This window comes from Alkalibacillus aidingensis (genome assembly GCF_014595945.1).
GTDB classification, from domain to species: Bacteria; Bacillota; Bacilli; order Bacillales; family Alkalibacillaceae; genus Alkalibacillus; species Alkalibacillus aidingensis.
In genome coordinates, this window is the sequence record NZ_JABXWU010000001.1 from 524750 (window position 1) to 545843 (window position 21094).

The 21094-nt window shown below is 36.7% G+C and carries 21 protein-coding genes; all 21 read right to left on the reverse strand.

The genetic code is table 11. The features are described 5' to 3' along the window. Positions 1–311: 311 nt before the first annotated feature. Positions 312–1790, reverse strand: coding sequence for a stage IV sporulation protein A (gene spoIVA / locus HWQ49_RS02710; protein WP_188206024.1), 1479 nt, complete (start codon positions 1788–1790; stop codon positions 312–314). 152 nt (positions 1791–1942) lie between these two features. Then, on the reverse strand, positions 1943–2665 hold the full coding sequence (locus tag HWQ49_RS02715) for a hypothetical protein (protein WP_188206025.1): 723 nt from the start codon (positions 2663–2665) through the stop codon (positions 1943–1945). 14 nt (positions 2666–2679) lie between these two features. Further along, positions 2680–2880 carry a DUF2768 domain-containing protein gene (locus HWQ49_RS02720; protein WP_188206026.1) on the reverse strand — a complete coding sequence of 67 codons (201 nt, stop codon included), beginning with the start codon at positions 2878–2880 and terminating at the stop codon, positions 2680–2682. Between the two features lie 213 nt (positions 2881–3093). Further along, entirely contained in the window at positions 3094–3357 is a 264-nt protein-coding gene (locus HWQ49_RS02725) for a stage VI sporulation protein F (RefSeq protein ID WP_188206027.1), read from the reverse strand. Between the two features lie 106 nt (positions 3358–3463). Beyond that, positions 3464–4471, reverse strand: coding sequence for an NAD(P)H-dependent glycerol-3-phosphate dehydrogenase (locus HWQ49_RS02730; protein WP_188206028.1), 1008 nt, complete (start codon positions 4469–4471; stop codon positions 3464–3466). Positions 4472–4487: 16 nt separating this feature from the next. Further along, complete coding sequence (der, locus tag HWQ49_RS02735) at positions 4488–5798, reverse strand: ribosome biogenesis GTPase Der (RefSeq protein ID WP_188206029.1); 1311 nt, start codon at positions 5796–5798, stop codon at positions 4488–4490. A gap of 463 nt (positions 5799–6261) precedes the next feature. Continuing rightward, on the reverse strand, positions 6262–7398 hold the full coding sequence (gene rpsA / locus HWQ49_RS02740) for a 30S ribosomal protein S1 (RefSeq protein WP_188206030.1): 1137 nt from the start codon (positions 7396–7398) through the stop codon (positions 6262–6264). 70 nt (positions 7399–7468) lie between these two features. Then, the gene (locus tag HWQ49_RS02745; protein ID WP_188206031.1) at positions 7469–8050 is read right to left on the reverse strand and encodes a lysophospholipid acyltransferase family protein; all 582 of its coding nucleotides are present in this window, start codon (positions 8048–8050) and stop codon (positions 7469–7471) included. A 4-nt stretch (positions 8051–8054) separates the two neighbouring features. Beyond that, complete coding sequence (gene cmk, locus HWQ49_RS02750) at positions 8055–8729, reverse strand: (d)CMP kinase (protein WP_188206032.1); 675 nt, start codon at positions 8727–8729, stop codon at positions 8055–8057. Positions 8730–8766: 37 nt separating this feature from the next. Beyond that, positions 8767–9432 carry a flagellar brake protein gene (locus tag HWQ49_RS02755; protein ID WP_188206033.1) on the reverse strand — a complete coding sequence of 222 codons (666 nt, stop codon included), beginning with the start codon at positions 9430–9432 and terminating at the stop codon, positions 8767–8769. A gap of 92 nt (positions 9433–9524) precedes the next feature. Then, entirely contained in the window at positions 9525–10868 is a 1344-nt protein-coding gene (gene ypeB, locus HWQ49_RS02760) for a germination protein YpeB (RefSeq protein ID WP_188206034.1), read from the reverse strand. Positions 10869–10882: 14 nt separating this feature from the next. After that, positions 10883–11896: a spore cortex-lytic enzyme gene (gene sleB / locus HWQ49_RS02765; protein ID WP_223154954.1), complete on the reverse strand. Its 1014-nt coding sequence runs from the start codon at positions 11894–11896 to the stop codon at positions 10883–10885. A gap of 118 nt (positions 11897–12014) precedes the next feature. Next, on the reverse strand, positions 12015–12971 hold the full coding sequence (locus tag HWQ49_RS02770) for an asparaginase (RefSeq protein WP_188206035.1): 957 nt from the start codon (positions 12969–12971) through the stop codon (positions 12015–12017). Positions 12972–12976: 5 nt separating this feature from the next. Continuing rightward, positions 12977–13963, reverse strand: a complete 987-nt coding sequence (locus HWQ49_RS02775) for a YpdA family putative bacillithiol disulfide reductase (RefSeq protein ID WP_188206036.1) — start codon at positions 13961–13963, stop codon at positions 12977–12979. A 674-nt stretch (positions 13964–14637) separates the two neighbouring features. After that, positions 14638–15912, reverse strand: a complete 1275-nt coding sequence (locus tag HWQ49_RS02780; RefSeq protein WP_188206037.1) for a Glu/Leu/Phe/Val family dehydrogenase — start codon at positions 15910–15912, stop codon at positions 14638–14640. Between the two features lie 120 nt (positions 15913–16032). Then, positions 16033–16971: a D-alanine--D-alanine ligase family protein gene (locus HWQ49_RS02785; protein WP_188206038.1), complete on the reverse strand. Its 939-nt coding sequence runs from the start codon at positions 16969–16971 to the stop codon at positions 16033–16035. A 16-nt stretch (positions 16972–16987) separates the two neighbouring features. Next, positions 16988–17560, reverse strand: coding sequence for an adaptor protein MecA (locus HWQ49_RS02790; RefSeq protein WP_188206039.1), 573 nt, complete (start codon positions 17558–17560; stop codon positions 16988–16990). Positions 17561–17718: 158 nt separating this feature from the next. Continuing rightward, a complete protein-coding gene (locus tag HWQ49_RS02795; protein WP_188206040.1) occupies positions 17719–17937 on the reverse strand; it encodes a hypothetical protein in 219 nt (72 codons plus the stop codon). A 6-nt stretch (positions 17938–17943) separates the two neighbouring features. Beyond that, a complete protein-coding gene (locus HWQ49_RS02800) occupies positions 17944–18522 on the reverse strand; it encodes a CPBP family intramembrane glutamic endopeptidase (RefSeq protein ID WP_188206041.1) in 579 nt (192 codons plus the stop codon). 4 nt (positions 18523–18526) lie between these two features. Next, positions 18527–19993, reverse strand: coding sequence for a RecQ family ATP-dependent DNA helicase (locus HWQ49_RS02805; RefSeq protein WP_188206042.1), 1467 nt, complete (start codon positions 19991–19993; stop codon positions 18527–18529). Then, positions 19986–21053, reverse strand: a complete 1068-nt coding sequence (locus HWQ49_RS02810) for a helix-turn-helix domain-containing protein (RefSeq protein ID WP_188206043.1) — start codon at positions 21051–21053, stop codon at positions 19986–19988. The genes HWQ49_RS02805 and HWQ49_RS02810 overlap by 8 nt, the downstream gene beginning before the upstream one ends. Positions 21054–21094: the final 41 nt, after the last annotated feature.

A 21094-nucleotide genomic window follows, 5' to 3' on the forward strand; every position in this document is an offset into this window, starting at 1 on the left:
TTGGTACCATTGTTACCAAATTCTAAACAAAAATACGTATAAAGCAATTTTTATTAACTTTAAATTTTTGAAGCCTTGCCATATGTAGGGATAGCAGTTTTTTCTAGCTATTGTATTTGCATATTATCATATGCTATATCGTCTTTCAACACGAAAATGCATGAAATCAGTGTTTTTATCATATTTTTGGGTATTTTGTCTCATAATTAACCTAAATTTAGGCTCTATTAATAACGAGATTACAATGGGATGTTTGATTAAAACAATAAAAAAAACAAGTGACACCATGTGTATCACTTGTTTGATAATTGTTATAAGATTATGGCTATTAATCCTCCACTGCCTTCGTTTATAATTCTTTCTAAGGTATCCTTTAGTTTGTATCTTGCATGTTCAGGCATTAATGTTAGTTTGGCATGAATACCTTCCCTTACAATGGAGCTTAACGAACGACCAAATATATCAGACTTCCAAATAGATAAAGGGTCCTCCTCAAAGTCTTGCATTAAATAACGAACTAACTCTTCACTTTGCTTCTCTGTACCTATGATTGGTGCAAACTCTGACTCAACTTCAACTTTAATCATATGGATAGATGGAGCAACAGCCTTCAGTCTTACACCAAATCTAGAACCTTGCCTAATGATTTCAGGCTCTTCTAATCTCATGTCCTCAAGAGACGGGCTTGCAATTCCGTAGCCTGTTTGTTTAACCATAGCTAAAGCATCAGACACTTGGTCATACTCTCTTTTAGCATCGGTGTAATCTTGTAATAATTCTAACAAGTGGTCCTTGCCTCTTATTTCAACACCGACAATTTCGTTTAGAATTTGATCGTACAACTCATCAGAAGCGTACAGATCAATCTCTGCTACTCCTTCTCCCATTTCCATACCTGCCATTCTTGCTTCTGTGATGAAGTCATAATCATAAAATTCACCTACGACTCGGTCAACGTCTCGTAACCGTTTAATGTTCTGTACCGTGTCTTGGATGGCTTCTTGGAATTGTTTGCGAAGCCAATGATCTTCTTTCAGAGACATAACCCAGCTAGGTAGGTTAACATTAACTTCTAGAACTGGGAACTCATAAAGTGCTTCTCTTAGGATATTTTGAACATCGTCTTCTTGTAAATTTTCTACAGATACTGGTAGTACAGGTATATCATACTCTTCTGCCAGCTCTTCTCTTAAAGAGCTTGTTTCAAAATGATGAGGTTGACTAGAGTTGAGTACCATGATGAATGGTTTGCCTACATCTTTTAATTCTTCAACAACCTGTCTTTCAGCTTCTACATAATCTTCTCTTGGTATGTCACCAAAAGAACCATCAGTCGTAACAACAACACCTATGGTTGAGTGTTCTTGAATGACTTTTCGTGTCCCCATTTCTGCTGCGTCATGAAATGGGATCGCTTCTTCATACCATGGAGTATGAATCATTCTAGGTCCATTTTCATCTTCAAAACCTTGAGCTCCATCAACCGTATACCCGACACAATCTACCAGACGAACTTTTACATCTAATCCATCATCTACTGTTAACTCAACAGCATGATTTGGAATGAACTTAGGCTCAGTAGTCATAATTGTTCTTCCAGCAGCACTTTGAGGCAATTCATCTTTTGCGCGTTCCCTCTCTTGTTCATCTGCCATATTCGGTAAAACAACTAAATCCATAAACCGTTTAATAAATGTTGATTTACCAGTACGTACTGCTCCTACGACACCTAAATAAATGTCTCCGTTCGTCCGTCTAGATATGTCATGAAACACGTCAAACTTTTCCATTTTATCCCTCCGACCTGATCCATTATCGACCACTTGTTATGATTTGGCACTACTAATTTATGTCGTTGTCCTAATCAAATATGACTTAATTCATAAAAAAATAGAGATTCTATTCAGCTTATAATAGAATCTCTATTCAATCATCCTCATATTTAGTCATCATCTATTTCAGATGTTAATTCAATCTGATCATTTTCAAGGATCATCTTCGGGGAATATGCTGGTACAATAGGGTAATAATCTAACAGTAAATAACGTAAATCACCCTCATATGAATCTATACCTTCTCTTTCAAGTAATTGATATACTTCGGGGCGATAATCGACCACTGCCTCACCTGATCTGGACATTATAATATCCAGCTCTTGATTAGTATACGGACTAGTCACAACAGGTTCAACATTCATATTTATTCTATCTTCATTTAGTTTAAAATACCCATCCCCGACTGATTCACCATATGGAGGATGTCCATTTTTACTACGATACATATTTATTTCATAATTAACAGATCTTAGCTTTTGTGAGATTCTTGTATCTGCGACTTTTACAATAGCTTCATCCTCGGGGTCAACGATCACATAGGAATAAACGCCACCCTGTTCAAAAGCATTTCCAGGGGTTTCACCTAATAAATTTTCTTCTTTTAATAAGTTAAAATTTACTGGGTATTTAATCAATAACGGAGTCTCTTGATCTCTTGTTTGAATGGGTAATAGTCCATTATGGAGCTCTTGGTATTCATGAACGGCATCTTGAACCCGATTTAACTGTTCTTCATTTGTTGCTTGATTTTCAGTCCGTTGCTCGTTCGGATACAAGCAGGCTGATAATAGCAAGGTAGACAATATAATTGTCACGATTTTAAGCTTCATAGTCATCCCTCTCTTTATGCCGGTGTTGGCCCACTAAATACAATGAAGAATATGATAAAGCCTCCGACAAGCATACAAATGTAAGCTAATGCAGTAACAATACCACTAATAATTCCGGTTAATTTGTGTCTGGCCAATAAGATTAACCCAGTTGCTAAAAATAATAAAATCATGCCCGCAAAAGATATGTACATCCTTAACATTGGTTCTGACATAACTTACGTCCTCTCTTTCCTAAGGCTTGTTCGTTCAGATTATAACATGAATTAAAAAAATAACTAAAAATAGAGCCTGTCTACACATTTAAAAAGAGGTGTAGGGGCGTACACCTCTTTTGACTAACTCCTCACAAGTAGCTCAATATTCTATTACATTCCATCATATGAAGTTTACCATAGCTACGCCAAGTCCTCTTGCCCAAAAAGTAACTATTTTTTGAAAATCTGTTGTAGTGTTGAATAATCTATTGAGTGGTTTTTCTTCACAATTAAGTCTACTAAATGATCTTCCTTCTGCTGACTCATTGGTCTATTAGCCATTTTTGCTAGTCGACGAACTAAACCTCTTACAGTTTGTTCATCCGAAAAGTCTGCATTTTGCATTGATTGTGCTACTTGCATGATTTCTTCCGGTGAAATATTGGCCTTTTTATTTAAGTGTTCAAAAATTGACTGTTGAAAGTCTTGGTTCATGCAGAAACCTCCTTCACTGAATGCATTCGTAATAATATATGCAAACAGAAAGAAGGTGTTCAATGCTTGAAGAAATCTAGAGGCCCATCACATATTTAATTAGTGATTAATTTTCCACTTCCTGTGTTTTTCCACGGTTCATTAACTGATCAACTACCTGCTTTGGATCTTTTTCGTGTACTAATAACTCATATAGTCCATTAGTAATTGGCATATCAACACCTAACTTTTCGGAAAGCTGATAGGCAGCTTTCGTAGTACGAACGCCTTCTACAACCATACCCATTTGATCTAAAACGTCTTGTAGTACGTAACCTTTACCTAACATATTACCTGCTCGCCAATTTCGACTATGTTGACTTGTACAAGTAACAATGAGATCTCCAACTCCCGTTAAACCAGCAAATGTTAATGGATTAGCCTCAAGTTCACTGCCTAACCTCGCAATTTCTGCTAAACCTCTTGTAATTAAGGCGGCTTTAGCATTATCTCCATAACCCAAACCATCGGAGATCCCTGCTCCTAATGCAATAATGTTCTTTAACGCTCCACCGATTTCAACACCAACTAGATCTTCGTTTGTATAAACGCGAAAATTCTCATTCATAAATAAGTCCTGTGTTTTTTCTGCCTGATCAATTTGAAGCGATGAAGCCGTCACCGTTGTCGGTTGTCTTTCACCAACTTCTTCTGCGTGACTTGGCCCTGATAGAACAACAATCTTCTGTCCAAATGATTCGCCCAATTCCTCTGTCATCATTTCTGAAATCCGTTTATTGGTCTCAGGCTCAATTCCTTTGGATGCATGAATAATTAATTGATCGTCATTTAAAAATGGTTTTACTTGTTGACATACGTCTCTAATCGCCTTCGTTGGCACAACAAATAAAACAGCATCGGCATCTTTAACGGCTTTTTCCAATTGATGGCAAGCTACAATTTGTTCATCTAGTTTTACACCGGGTAGATACTGTTTATTTTCCTTATCCTGATTTATCTGATTAACTTGTTCCTCTCTGTGTGACCATAGCTTCACTCGATGGTTATTATCGGCTAATACAGTGGATAAAGCCGTTCCCCAACTACCTGCACCTAAAATAGCTATTGTTCTCACACTTGCCACCCCCACTTTAAGATCTTTGTCTAGCATAAATTTTAATCGGTGTCCCTTCAAAACCAAATGCTTCACGAATACGGTTTTCTAAAAAGCGCTCATAAGTAAAATGCATCAGTGAAGGATCATTAACAAACACCACAAACGTTGGTGGCTTAGTTGCGACTTGTGTTGTATATAAGATTTTCAGCTTCTGCCCTTTAATTGACGGAGTTGGATTGATCGCCAGTGAATCTTCAATAACTTCATTTAATAAATTAGTCTTCACTCTTTTAGAATGGTTCTCACTAGCTTCGATCACTTTCGGTAATAATGTGTGTATTCTTTTCGTTGTTTTAGCTGATAAGAATACAACCGGAGCATAAGACAGGTATTGAAACTGTTTACGAATTTCTTCTTCAAACTTCTTCATCGTGTCTTGTTCACGATCAACCGTATCCCACTTGTTAACCACAATAACTATTGCTTTTCCTGCTTCATGAGCATGGCCAGCAATCCTTTTATCCTGTTCAATAATTCCTGTATCAGCATCAATGACTACTAATACAACATCAGACCGTTCAATGGCCTTTAACGCGCGTAACACACTATATTTCTCTGTTGATTCATAAACTTTCCCACGCTTACGCATCCCAGCAGTATCAATGATGGTAAAATCTCGATCTTCTCTTGTAAATGATGTATCGATCGCATCCTTAGTAGTACCAGCTATATTACTAACAATGACACGGTCCTCGCCAAGTAAAGCGTTAACTAAAGATGACTTACCCACGTTAGGACGTCCGATTAATGAAAAATATATGCGATCTTCATCTTCTTCCTGTTCAATTTCTGTTGGGAAGTGCTTGACCACTTCATCTAATACGTCCCCTAAACCTAAACCATGTGTTCCTGAAACAGGAAATGGCTGTCCAAGCCCGAGTGAATAATATTCGTAGAGTAAATCTTGCATCTCATAGTTATCAATTTTATTAACAGCTAATACAACAGGTTTATTTGATTTAAAAAGCATCTTAGCTACTTCTTCATCTGAAGCAGTAATCCCTTCACGTCCATTGACTAAAAAGATAATTACATCTGCCTCATTGATGGCAATTTCTGCTTGCTCTCTTATTTGCACAATAAGTGGTTCATCACTTAAATCAATCCCACCTGTATCAATGACATTAAATGATGTATTTAACCATTCTGCTTCTGCATAAATACGATCACGCGTGACTCCTGGGACATCTTCCACAATGGAAATTCTTTCACCAACTAAACGATTAAAAATAGTTGATTTTCCTACGTTCGGTCTACCGACAATCGCGACTACTGATTTTCTCATTCTTCTCATTCCTTTATGTCTTGCTATTGTCCATTATTATAACCAACGTTTCATGATATAGAAGAAGAAAAGAGTGGCCAAAAGCCACCCAAAATTTTTATTGGCCTATATTCTAAACAGCAAAGTGTTTATTGCACAAAAGCAATATGATGTTCATTAACTTTTTGTTGTTGGTCAGTGTTTCTCAATGACGTTTTGCGCTTCAAACGGTGGTGAAACGTCATCGAAAGAGCGTCTCACTTACGTTTTGCGCTTCAAACGGTGGTGAAACGTCATCGAAAGGGCGCCTCGCTTACGTTTTGCGCTTCAACCAGTGGTGAAATGTCATCGAGAGAGCGTCTCGCTTACGTTTTGGACTTCACACGAGGTCAAAACGTCATTGAGAGACCAAGAACGTCTGAGTGTTAATGAACATTCTCCATCTTTTGTGCAATAGCCAACCTTGAAAAAGCGTTTAGTTATTTTATTTGTTAAAATCTTTCAATTGGTCACCGATTAAGTCTCCTAATTGGAAAGAATGATCATCATCTTTTTGATATTTTTCAACTTCCGCATGCTCTTTAGCTTCTTCAACTTCTTTAATACTTAGTGAAATTCGTTTTTCCTTTTCATTCACATCTAGCACTTTAACTTGTACTTTTTGGCCGACTTTCAACACTTCTTGAGGTGAGCCAATATGTTCTTTGGATATTTCAGATACGTGCACTAAACCTTCTACTTGTGGTTGTACTTCAACAAATGCACCAAAATTAACAAGCCTCTTAACCGTACCTTCCACAATTGAACCAACTTGAACTTTATCCTTAATACCAGCCCAAGGTCCAGGTTGCATTTCTTTTATAGACAACCCAATGCGTTCTGTATCACGGTCGACTGTAATCACTTTAACTTTAACCTGCTGTCCAACCTCAACAACATCCTCAGCTTTATCAACATGGTCGTGCGATAGTTGAGAAATATGGATTAACCCATCTAGTCCTCCTAAATCAACAAAAACACCGAATGAGGCAATTCTTTGAACTACCCCTTCAACGATATCTCCTGGCTCAATTTGTTGAATAACCTGTTGCCTTCTTTTTTCCTGCTCTAATTCGGTAACGGCTCGATGTGAAAGGATGACACGGTTACGTTCTTGATCTATTTCAATAATTTTTACTGAAAGTGTTTTACCTTTGTAGTTACTTAAATCATCAACATAATAGGTTTCAACGTGTGATGCCGGAATAAATCCACGAACGCCTACATTTACAATTAGTCCTGCATCGACAACTTCCGTTACTTCAGCTTCAATGGTTTCTTCCTTTTCATATTTTTCTAATAGGTCATCCCATGCAAGTTGTTGGTCTTTTGCTTTTTTAGATAGGATAATGGCTTCCTCTTCTACTTTGATAACGATCGCATTAAATACATCACCTTCAGATAGAACCTCACTGGTATGATCTACATGTAGATGAGAAAGTTCTGAGATAGGGATAATACCATCATACTTACCACCTATATCAACAACTACTTGTTTTTCTTCTAGTTTAACAACCGTAGCTTGAACTTCATCCCCTACATTTATAACCTTTTCATTCATATTTTCATGACCTTCACTCATCATGACTCCTCCTTCTTCCTCATGTCAGATCTTAATTATTTATGTAGTTAATAATAATTAAATCATAACATCATTTTTGATATTCATCTAATAAAGACTGTATATTCTCCATAATTTCATCAGTAACTACTTGGGCTGATGGCTTCTCACCTTCTAGAGATTTAAATTCTATTGGTTTACCGTATACTACAGTTAATGGTTTAAAATATTGATAAGGTCCAATGATTGCACATGGAATCACCTTTGCATCTGATCTCATTGCGAAGAATCCTGCTCCAGCCAATCCTTGTTTTAATTGACCGTCCTTGCTGCGAGTACCTTCAGGGAATAACCCTAATGTATGACCCTCTTCCAATTGTTTTAAGCCATTGCGTAACGCATTTCTATCGCGCATACCACGTTTAACTGGAAACGCATTTAAGTTTCGGAGTAATAATCCAATGAATTTTTTTTCGAACAATTCTTCCTTAGCCATAAAACTAATATCTCGAGGACAAGTAATACCGACTACGGGTGGATCAAAATTAGAAATATGATTCGAGCAAACAATTACCGGTCCATTTTTAGGTAGATTTTCTTTACCGATAACTTTAATACGAAAGAGTAATTTACATACTATTAAGACAGTGTATTTTGCAATTTTATAGACCATATTCTTAAACTCCTTTAGCATTAGTTTGACGTTTAATGATCGTCAAAATTTTATCTACTACCTTATCAATTGTTAAAGAAGTCGTATCAATTTCAATTGCATCTTGAGCTTTGGTTAATGGTGCCATTTCTCGCTCAGAATCAATTTTATCACGCCGTTCAATTTCCTGTTTTAATTGTTCGAGGTTAGAATCCATACCTTGATCAAGGTTTTCTTTATGACGTCTTTCAGCCCGTTCAGTTACAGAAGCAACTAAAAATATTTTAACCTCTGCTTCAGGTAAGACATAGGTTCCAATATCACGTCCGTCAACTACGACATTTGCCTCATCTGCAAGCTCTCTTTGCATTTGTACCATTTTCTCTCTAACTTTCTTATGTTTGGCTACAATGGACACATTATTAGTTACATCGTCTTCTCTAATGGCTTTTGATACATTTTCGTCATTTAACAATACTTCTTGACCGTCCTCTTTATGGCGGAACGAAATCACAACATTTTGTGATAACTTAGCGAGGTCTTCTTCGTTTTCCAAGTCAATATTTTCTCTTAAGGCGGCCAGGGTTAAAGCCCGGTACATAGCGCCTGTATCAATATATAAATAATTTAGTTGTTTAGCAATTTTTTTAGCAACAGTACTTTTACCTGCGGCTGCTGGTCCATCGATTGCTACTTTCATCTTAATCCTCCTAAAAATTCTGTTTATGACTGTATTCCTATTTTGATACTCTAAGCTTCCTTCTTCTTTCTAATTGTTCGTCAAAACAATATTTTATAATCTTCTCTTGCGTCTCCTCTTTAATTGATTTGAATTTAATAGATAATTTATATGTAGTTTCAAGGCCATCAATCACCGTATAACTTATAACCTCACCTTTCATGGAGAGGTAAGCATAATGGTTAATTTCAACTGGAAGAACAATCATAATATCCAGCTCTTCTCCCTGTTCAAATTGACAAGTATCAGCTCGAACAGCTACACCTCCACCACTGATGTCAATTGTTCGAGAGATTAGTGGTTCTATATCGCGTTCTAATGAATAAATAGCAATATCAAGTGATTTATCAATTCTTACAAATTTTCTGCGTTGGATTTTAATCAATTCATCTTTTTTCGGATATGGAATTTCTAATACAGGAATCGTCAGCTTTTTACGACCTTTTATTTCCGTTTGAAACCTGTAGACTACTCCTTTACTAATAAATGAGACTCTAATTTGTGATCCTTCTAAGAAATATCCTGTTCTCCCCGTGTCTTGATTAATTGGAAAATCCATAAATATTTTCTTTTTAGTTAAGTCAACAATAGTTGCTTGGAACGTCTCTTTGACTTCATTGTCTATAAATGTTTCAATGGTTAGCTTCATACCAACTGAAAACATACTCACTTCCCCTTTTACCCGAGTTAATCTTATTATGACAAAAAAGTATAAAAAGGAAAAGACAAACTTTGTCTTTTCCTTAGTTATTTGTGTTAACTATAAACTTCTTCGCTTTGTTTTAAGCGTTCAACTCTTTCTTCAAAGCCAGTATCTGCATTGATGAAAACTCGGTAAGTTGTTGAGTCGATTGTACCTATGATTTCATAAGTAAGTACCTCTTCTCCTAAATCATTCTCTATAACCGTTAATCGTTCTTCATAAATTTCTAGGTTCGGATTTACTTCCTCTTTAGCTTCTTCTGGTGTTAAGGATGCTTCAAAATCTAGATCTGTTCGCGTTTCTTGGTTCAATACATAGTCTCTAGCGGTTAACCCAATGATTTCTCCGGTATCCAACGCAACTTTAACTTGAATGCCGTCCGGGTAGTATAAAATATCATCTTCCTTGTGTACAAATTCATATACGCCCACTTTATCATATTGGATACTTTCGACAACATCTAGATCATCAAAATCAAGGTCATCAAGGAGCTCTTGAGCTTGATTCATTCCTTCATGTAAGCCAATTTCATTTTCTTCTAAGTCTCGACTTAATAAATATGACAACACATGACCACCTTGTTTGGTAACCTCTGCATAGCCATGCAACTCCTCTGTATCAAAAGAGACGTTAAACATAGGTAAATCTGCCCCTTCACCCGTCTCTGTGATCGTTAGCTCAACATTATCATCAAGCTCAAAAAACTCTCTAATCTTTTGACTAACCTCTTCTTCCGTGTGATCTTCACCTTCTAATTGAATTTCATCTTGTTCATCAGGAGTAACTGTTAGTCCAGCAGTTTCATTAAATACATCATAGCTTTCCGCATTTTTCTCTATCGTTTGCATTCCATCTATAATTGAGTTATCTCTTGGTTCGTTAGTCGCCAGTTCAACTTCAACATCCATCCATCTTAGACCATCATTTAATACTTGGTGTTGAACTGATCGTAAGTCACTTCTAACTTCGTCAGATTGCTCACTTAATTCTCGTAACACTTCCATCTCTTCATCATCTAAAGGATCATCATCTAGACCTCGGATTGCAACTTCATAGGCAAAATCACCAATATTACTTAGAAACTCTTCCGTTTTATTGAAAGGCAATAAGGTTAAAGGTAATTGTGCGACATCTGCCTGTGCTTCAGATGTAATTTTCCAAATATCAGTCATTTGAGGTGAGAGTCTATCTGGTGTGTTCATAGCTAATACGGTATCTATCTTTTCATTTAATAAATCAACGCGATAACTCAAGTCGTGGAAAGCGCGTTGGTAGTTGTTTTCAGCCTTTATTAATACAGCATTTTTCTCTTGTTGTTCTTGATAACCCCAAATAACAGCACCAATAACACCAATCAAGAGAACAACATAAATAATCCACCTTAGTGCTCCACTCATTTAGTTCACTCCTTTTATTTCATAAAAATATGCTTACCAATACGTTTAATTTGTGGACGTGACCAAATCCAATCAGAGGTTGCTGTATCAGGGTTGAAATAATAAATCGCATCACCCGAAGGATCCCAACCATTTATGGCATCCATAACAGCCTCTCTAGATTGTTCATCAGGCTCTAAGTTAATTTGTCCATCATCAACTGCCTCAAATGCTAATGGTTCATAGATGATGCCTGAAATAGAGTCTGGAAATTCGTCGCTTTCCAAACGATTCAAAATAACTGCTGCAATGGCCACCTGTCCGTTATAAGGCTCACCACGCCCTTCAGCATAAACTGCTTTTGCCATTAGCTCGATATCATTCTGTGAGAAACCTCCTGGTACATTAACAGCTGACTCCCCAGGAGCTCCTTCTTCTTCAGGTGCTTCTTCTTGTGGTGCCTCTTCCGGAACTGCCTCTTCATCTTCAGGTGCTTGTTGTGCACCTTGATCTGGCTGTTCTTCGGGGGTTCCTTCTCCTTCTTGAGGTTGTTCGCCTTCTTGTGGCTGTTGTTCACCATCAGGTTGACCTTCCTGTGGTTGTTCTGCTTGTCCTTCAGGTGGCTGCTCCCCTTTATCCCCTTCCTTTTGGTCTCGAGGAGCATATGGCTCTTGCCCTCCGTAATGTGTAAAATCCTTGCCACTTCGAATCTGTTCGTGTACCCATTCTTTATCAAATTCTGTTGCACGTAATAACATATCTTTTGTCTTTTCCCCTACTAAACCATCAACTAACTCCAAGTCAAACTCCTCTTGAAAGTTAATAACAGCCCAGTAGGTTTCCCAACCAAAAACACCATCAATTTTTCCGTTATAAAAACCGATATATTGAAGTCTAGCTTGTAACTCAATGACATCGTCACCTGTTGCCCCTTTTTGAATGACTTGTTCACTAAATCCTTCTACTTGATGTTCGGGGACAAATGTCGTCATTCCAACACTTAATACCATAAGTAGTAATAGTTTTGCCAAAACAGGTTTCCTGCTCAATGTTTAATCCTCCTCATTCTGTCTAATCTTGATGCTTATTTTTTGTATCTTTGGACGTAATATTCTTCTAAAATAAAAAAACTAAGGTCGATATCTTATTCTATCGACCTTAGTTATGCTAAAAATGAAAGTTATCAGTACCGGCTGCTAGTTGTACAGCCAATTTAACTCTTGCCTTTTTACTGTCATAATCACTACCTAGCACGACTCCTTCTTGGATGAGCTGATAAGCACTTCCTTCATAATCATACGTTGGATAAACAGCGCCTTCTTCTGAAGCGGTAGTAATCACAACCACTATATTTTGATTCAAACACTCTCTTATTGCCGGCATCATTTTAGGTGGTACTTGACCTCTACCAACACCTTCTAAAATAATCCCTTTAGCCCCGGCCTGGACTAAGCCTTGAAGTAAGACACCATCTCCATCCGTATAACACTTAATTATATCCACACGCGGAAGTTGATGGTTAATTGTGTAGACTTCGCGTTTTAACGGTTTTTGGTAAATTTCCACTAAGTCATTATCAATAATACCTAAGTAACCAAACCCGAAAGAGTTAAATCCTTGGATATTACTTGCATGTTCTTTCTTTACATACTTAGCTGCAAAGATTCTCTCATTAAAAACGACAACGGCCCCAGCACCAATTAAATCTGGGCTACAAGCAGAATAGATTGCGTGTCTTAAATTAATATAGACGTCACTACCTAAATCTGTAATTGAACGCTGCGATCCCGTTATAACAACCGGGCGATCATCTTGGACAGTCAGATCTAAGAAATAAGCAGTTTCCTCAATGGTATCTGTTCCATGTGTGACCACAACTCCACTCACTGATTCATCTTTAAAGTGGTGCTCGATTTTATTTTTTAACTTTATCCAATCCTGAGAATCTAGATGAATACTTGGCTTCTGGAATGCTGAATCAATAACAACCTCAATATCTTTTGGTAGATCACAATTAGCAGCTAACTCTTCACCAGTCATTTCACCGGATGAAAGTTTTCCACTGGGTTCTTTCGGCTTGCTTGCAATCGTACCACCTGTAGTGATTAATACGACTTTGCTCATTATATTCACCGACCATTTCGTTTTTGTAGAATGTCTTTTGCAATTAGCTCGCCGTGGTAACGACCGTTTTCTATAAAGATCTCATTATTATTATAACCTGCGGCTATGACTCCTGCTATATAAATATCATCCACATTAGTCTCCATAGTTTGCTCATTAAAGTGTGGTCTTCCCGTCTCATTATCAATGTCGATTCCTAAGTCAGTTAAGAAACCTTGGTCAGGATGGTAACCGATCATCGCGAAGACAAAGTCTGCTTCAACACTTCTTAATTCACCGTCAACCTGATAATGAACACGATCTTCTGTAATTTCCCTAATGTCTGCATTGAACTCCATGTCGACTTTCTCATGGCGTATGAGGGAATCGAATAAAGGTAAAATCCATGGTTTTACACTTGGTGAATAATCCTTACCACGGTATAAAACAGTAACATGGGCCCCTGCTTTCTCAAGCTCAAGTGTAGCATCAACTGCTGAATTTTTCCCTCCAATTACAACGACCTTTTGATTATAATAAGGGTGAGCTTCTTTGAAATAATGGTAAACATGGGGTAGTGATTCACCTTTCACATTAAGTTTGTTTGGGTGATCATAATAGCCAGTAGCAATTATAAGATAAGGTGCTTGATATTCTTTTTTCTGACCGTTTTTAACTTCGGATTGAATGATATAGCCACTATCAACTTTATGAACCTTTTCAACTTTTTCATAAGTATTTATTCGCAAATTCTCTCTTTGTGCAACAGTACGATAATAAGTTAGCGCTTCATTTCTCACCGGTTTTTGTCTTTCTGAAATAAACGGTATATGACCAACTTCTAATTTCTCGCTTGTACTAAAAAACGTTTGATGAGTTGGATAATGATATATAGAGTTCGCAACATTCCCCTTCTCAATTAATAATGGATCTACTCCTTGCCTTTTAAGTTCAAGGGCGGCTGATAACCCACAAGGACCAGCTCCTATGATGATGACTTCTTCCGTTTGCATCTCTAACACCCCTAATATTTAATGTAATTAATGGTTTTCATATCATTTATTGCTTTTTATATTTAATCTAAGTTAAATGACATATGTATTTAGTGAATACTAACACCTTAAGTCCAATAGTCTAGAATTGTTAATAGCCTTCTCGTTCTTCTATAAGAGTAGTTCAGTTATTATAACGCACTTGATCGGTAATGTTTATTGACTTGGCTGTGATCGGGTTTGATGACATGATGAGCAATTAGGTGCGGTAAAAACGTTTGATAGTAGGAGTCTCAATGACGTTTTGACTTCCTTTGAAGCGCAAAATGTCCGAGAGACGTGGTCTCAAGACCGTTTTAGCCCCGTTTCAAGCGTGAAATGTCCGAGAGAATCGGTCTAATTAACGTTCCACCACCTTGTAAAGCCATCACCGTCAATTAGACGCAATCTAATTAACGTTCCACCACCTCGGGTAACTATTACCGTTAATTAGAAGCAGTCTCATGAACGATACGTCTTCTTGTGAAGCTCAGAACGTCAATTAGAAACTAGCCGACTAACCTGTAAAGTAATGAACTTCATATCACTCATGTGAAACAAAACCTATATAAAAAATGCCGTAAAAAAACAAATCCCCTACCAAAATAATCATAGGAGATTTGTTCTTATTAATCAACTTGAAAACACTATTCAGATTAAATCCAACCTCTAAATCTGGCCGCTTCTGTCATCTTACGAACACCGACCATATAAGCTGCCAGACGCATATCAATCTGACGGTTTTGTGCGGTTGTATATACATTATTGAAAGACTTAACAAGTACCTCACGTAGTTTTTCTTGTACCTCTTCTTCCTTCCAATAATACCCCTGATTATTTTGTACCCATTCAAAGTAGGATACCGTAACGCCACCAGCTGACGCTAACACATCTGGGACAATCAGTATATCACGTTCAGTTAAGATTTTTGTTGCTTCTAACGTAGTAGGACCATTTGCTGCTTCCACAACAATTTCTGCTTTGATATTGTGTGCATTATCTTTGGTAATTTGGTTTTCAATAGCAGCCGGAACCAAAATGTCCGTTTCTAATTCCAACATTTCTTCATTAGTAATCGTATCATCAAATAAATTAGTGACTGTGCCAAAACTATCGCGACGATCGAGGAGATATTCGATATCTAGCCCTTCAGGATCATATAACGCCCCCTCGGCATCTGAGATCGCGATCACTTTTGCACCCATATCATGCATAAATTTAGCTAGGAAACTTCCTGCATTACCGAAGCCCTGAACAATTACACGAGCCCCTTTAAGATCAATTCCTCGTTTCTTACATGCTTCTTCAATACAAATTGTAACACCTTTTGCTGTAGCAGACTCCCTACCATGTGAACCACCAAGAACAATTGGTTTACCAGTAATAAAACCTGGGCTGTTGAACTCGTCAATTCGACTGTATTCGTCCATCATCCAAGCCATAATTTGTGAATTAGTAAATACGTCTGGTGCAGGAATATCTTTAGTTGGACCGACAACTTGTGACAATGCGCGAACATATCCACGGCTGACACCTTCTAGCTCACGAAAAGACATCTCTCGTGGGTCACATACAATACCACCTTTACCTCCACCATATGGTAAATCAACAATACCAGACTTAAGCGTCATCCAGATTGACAACGCACGTACTTCTGTTTCACTGACATTAGGGTGAAAGCGCACCCCACCTTTTGTTGGTCCAACAGCATCATTATGCTGAGCACGATAACCGGTAAAAACTTTAACTTTACCATCGTCCATTCGAACTGGAATTCTAACAGTCACCATTCGAACAGGTTCTTTCATCAGCTCATACGCTTCTTCTGGATAACCTAACTTATCCAAAGCCTCACGGATCACTGACTGTGTTGATGATAAAATATCGTTTGGTTGTTCATTTTGAGAATCTGCTGGCTTTTCGGCTACCATTCGTTTACCTCCTATTATCTATAGAACAATCTTTAAGTATTATTTCTTTCAATGATAAGTATACATCTTAAAAAAGAATATGCAATATAATTGCTAGTTAAATTTATCAAAATTCTTTATTTATTGTTTATATTTCTGTAGAGTTAATTGAATAAATTGATTAATCATGTCTTCATAGGTCATATTGATGGCTCCAGCCGCATCTGGATAAAGGCTCGTCGGTGTCATTCCAGGTAATGTATTGACCTCTAAAATGATTGGGCTTTCTTTTTTATTTAGGATAAAGTCTACCCTCGAGTAAGTTTCACACCCTAATGCTTGATGAGCTAAAACTGCTTGATCCTGTATTTGTTTGGTTAAATCCTGATCAATCTCTGCAGGGACGATGTGTTCACTCCCCCCTTCAGCATATTTTGACTCGTAATCGTAGTATTTACTCTTTGGAACAATTTCAATAATTGGTAGAGCTTTCTCTTGACCTTTGTTCCCTAGGACTGCCACTGTTAACTCTCTCCCTGTTATAAAGGTTTCCACGATTATGGCTGAATCATGCGCGAAACCTAATTGAACTGCTTCTTCTAATTGATCCCATTCCTCTAAAACAGTCAGACCTAATGTAGAGCCTTCTTGATTAGGCTTAATAACAAAAGGTAAGTTAAAATCACGCTTGATCTTAGTACAAATATCATTTAGTGATTCATAATGATAGTATGTCTGACTGTTGGCAATTGGTATACCATGCATTGAGAAAACTTGTTTCGCCTTGGCTTTATCCATTGCTAGCGATGAGGATAGGACTCCTGAGCCAACATATGGAACCTCTAAAAGATCTAACATCCCTTGAACTGTACCGTCTTCACCCTGTTTCCCGTGTAAACCAATAAATACTAAATCTACACTTTTAATTTGTTCAATCAAGTTAATTAATTCAGATGGGTTAAAATCAATTGCGAGAACGTCATGCCCTAGTTGCCTCAAAGCCTCAATAATCCCTTGACCTGTTGAGAGAGACACTTCCCTTTCTTTTGATGTCCCACCATATAAAACAGCAATTTTCAATGAATTCACCTCAAAATTAACTAAAATATTGGTTCATGACCTCAATTGCACGGTCTTTGACGATTACAGAACCGTACTCTTGTAAAATATGCGAAGTCACAGTGCTTGGAGAAGCAAACTCTGACATAATCGAAATCAAATCATCACGTTCATCACTGGATAGTGATTCACCGGAAATCATCATAAAGTAATCACCATCTAGTTGAAAAATCGTTGTTTTTAAAGACTGCTTTGTTCTTAACGTTTTTGATACTTGAATAATCGATTCGAATGAATCAAAAGCAAACATTAATTCCTTGCTTTCATCCATCGTCACTTTTAATTCAATATATTCATCATCATTTGTGGATTCATCCTGAGTAACCACAATGATCATTCCTTGTGCTTGTAGCATGTGTACACGAACCATTAACATTCCATCTAAGTCCATTTCTAGTTCTTCTGATGCTTCATACAACATATCCTGAAAAAGCTGATTAGCCTTCGGAAGGTTATTCCATAAATCCTCTCTAGAGTAACCTCTGTCTTTTAAATCATCATAGGTTAGAAAAATCTTAAACTGGTTAACGCTTATTCTTTCAAGTCTCACGTGAACCACCCCCAAAATTGTCATCTATATATTATATGTTTTTAACTACACTAAAATTGCTTGTATAGGCATGTATAAATCTTTGACCATATCATATATTCTAAAACATGTCCGTGAAATTAAAAACTCTTGAAACTTATTTTTCCTAATAATTTTTCTTAACTTGGAATAAATGAAAGATAGTATAAAGGAATACCGATAATTAACAAAATGAACAATATCAATAAGGTATGTATGATAAATTTATGAATGAAAAGAGGATTTTTCGTCACACCTTTTTCACTCTTTGATGTTTTTTGATGCACCTCACTTCTAGGAGGTAAATTTAGCGGGTCTAATGATTCTTCTTTATCGATTAAGTGCTGATCTTGATTCATGTGTTGTCACCTCATAAACAGTCGATAATAAACACCTAATAAAAAGTCAATGATAAAATGCGCTGTGATTGGAACGAGTAAATTATGAGTCAGCTCATACATATATCCAATGACAAATGACAAAAGCAATACAGAAACTAACAAAACCATTTTATTTAAATATCTGAAATGAATAAGCGCAAAAATTAAGCTTGCAATAATTAACCCAGCAAATGTATGAATTACTCCACGGAATAATACCTCTTCACTTATAGCAATCACGAGAGCAATAATAAAGATATGAGGAATAGAAATTGATTTAAATAGTCTTTCGTTAATTCCCCCATCGTCATAATATTGTTTAGGTAAAAATTGAATTAAAATTATATCAATTACAACAATGATAATCCCCGGAACTACGCCATAATACCATATTTGTGCAAAATCGAACTGCCACAAGATTAAAAAGTCATCTAACTTGTCAAATAAAAACCAACCGACGATGATCGCAATTAATAAGAACAACCCTTGTGAGGCATACACATTTAAAAGCAACTCCCGGTCACTTAACTGTTTAACTACTTCCGCTTGACTCTTTCTTTTCAATTAATCACCTTCTATTAAAAAGAATTCTAAGTCGCTCTTCCCAGTTTAGTTCAATACCTTTTGAGCGTTTTTCCTCTTTCCAGTTCCACTGGTCGATATCAAAATCGCACTGGTCACAGCAAAAAGAAAGTGGACTAGAAAATGAATCTTGGAACCCTTGATATAACATTTTTCTTCTGCAAGAGTCCGTTTTTATCCAATTGACCATGGTTATAATACTATTTCTTTTAACAGCTAGTCGTTCATCTCGTAATGATTTAATTTTTGAAATCGCATCATCTGTCGTGAACCCCAGTTGATGCCACTGATCAAACTGAAAGGTTAAGAATCTATGTTTAGTTTCAGATAACAATTCCTTTAAGTAGCTACTATCTTCTTGAAAAGGAAATTGTTCAATTTCCTCATCCTCAGGAAGTTCATTACCAATTAGTTGAAAAGGAAGAGATTCGTCTCCTTTTTGATATAAAAGTAACGCAACACAATGGTAACCATCCCGCCCTGCTCGTCCTACCTCTTGAATATATGATTCGATAGTTGGTGGGATATGAAAATGGATGACTAATCGTATGTTAGGCTTATCAACACCCATTCCAAAAGCACTTGTACAACAAATAATGTCCAACTGATCATACATAAATTGTTGTTGAATCAATAAACGATCCTCTTGTTCCATCCCACCGTGATAGTATGACACACTTTTATCGGGGAATTTACCTTGTAAAAGCCTACTTACTTCTTCACAAACTTTCCTACTTGAAAAGTAAATCATCGTAGGTACATGATTGTTGCTTAGGAGATTTTCTAAAGCTTCTACTTTATCCTCATGAATGTCTAAGTGTTTAACTGCAAAAGTAATGTTTTCTCTGTCCATTGGGTAGATAATTTTGTGCATATCTAGATTTAAGTGCTTCACTATATCGGCTTGAACTTCAGGCGTTGCTGTAGCACTTAAAGCCAATAAGGTAGGCTCGCCTAACTGATTATGTACCTGTTTAATCTTTAAATAATCAGGGCGAAACTCGTGACCCCATTGAGAGATACAATGAGCTTCGTCAACGACTAAATAATTAATGTGACATCCTTTCAGCTTATTAAGAACAAACTCTTGCTGCATCATTTCTGGAGAACAAAAAACAATTTTGTACTGCTGCAGATGTGTTAATACCTGTTGCTTTTGTTGATGATTCATTAAGCTATTTAAGGCTGCTACACGTTTAATCCCTTTTGATTTCAGAATTTTTACTTGATCTACCATTAAGGATATCAGTGGTGAAATAACAACTGTGACCCCTTCTCCTAATAAGGCTGGAAGCTGATAACAAATAGATTTACCACTACCAGTTGGTAATGTTGCTAGCGTATGGTTTCCTTTCATGATCGAAGAAATGATCTCTTTTTGTCCTTGACGGAATGTAGAAAAGCCAAAATAGATATTTAATGCCTCTTCTAAAGTATCTTTTGTTTTATACATTTAGATCCTCTATCTCCTTATCCTCAATTATATTATTTGGTTTAGCTAGTACCAACCGGATTTGAAAATAACTGACGGACTCTGGTAGTTGTGATTTTATTTTTTTCAACCTTTTGGACTTTACTTGGTCAATAGCTTGATTAATCATTTCTTCTAATTCTAATGATACATAATCACGGATTGAAAAGGTACGGTCTTTCGTAGCAATTTCTATCACATGATCTTCTATTGTACTCCTTTTAAGACCACGACTATGAACAATTTGCTCAATGTTCATTCCTTTTTTTATATAATTTAGTGTTACTTTTGTCGATTTCATCAGCTTGTCGTTTTCATTGTCATCTACTAATTGACTTAACCACGGATATGAATTCGGATGATTAATTAACTCTTGTAAGAACTGATGTATAATTGATTTTACTTTTAAACGAATAACGTGCACTGACTGATCAAATCGTTCAGCTAATTGCTCTGAACTCAACCCCACTTGACCTACACCAGTTAGAGTTAGACTATAGAGTTCTGCTTCTTCAGTCGTTAATTGGCTAAAAAGCTGATAAACTTCCTTCAATATCGGTTTAAAATCTTCTTCACTATTACGAATCTGTTGAATATGCTTTCTTACCTCTTGCTGAATGATGAATCCCTCTATAATTGGGATGAAATTCGATTGCCGATAACTTAAATGAGATGCCGTTTGACAAAGTAGAAGTAACTTTTGGTGAAAACTTTGATCCATCTGATGATATTCCTGCCCATTCCAAAATAAAGAAGAAAACCAATGCTTTTGATTCAAAAGCTCACGACCAGACTTAGTAAGGTTAAATTGACTAGAATCTATCACAATCAACTTCTTGTTCTCAAGTTCACGAATCACGTTCTCATAAGTAGCTTTGTGCAATGAAGGGTATATACCAAAATAAGGAGATAATTTAAATAAATAAGCATCTTGAATCGCTTGAGAGGATTTTTTCCCACGCAGCATGTAAAAAATTGAATTGGGTGTTCTCTCATTTTCAACATGACTTAATAAATATAAAATAAATAGATCGAAGTTCATTCTCTTCTCTCCCTTAATTTTCATACAGTTTACAACTACTA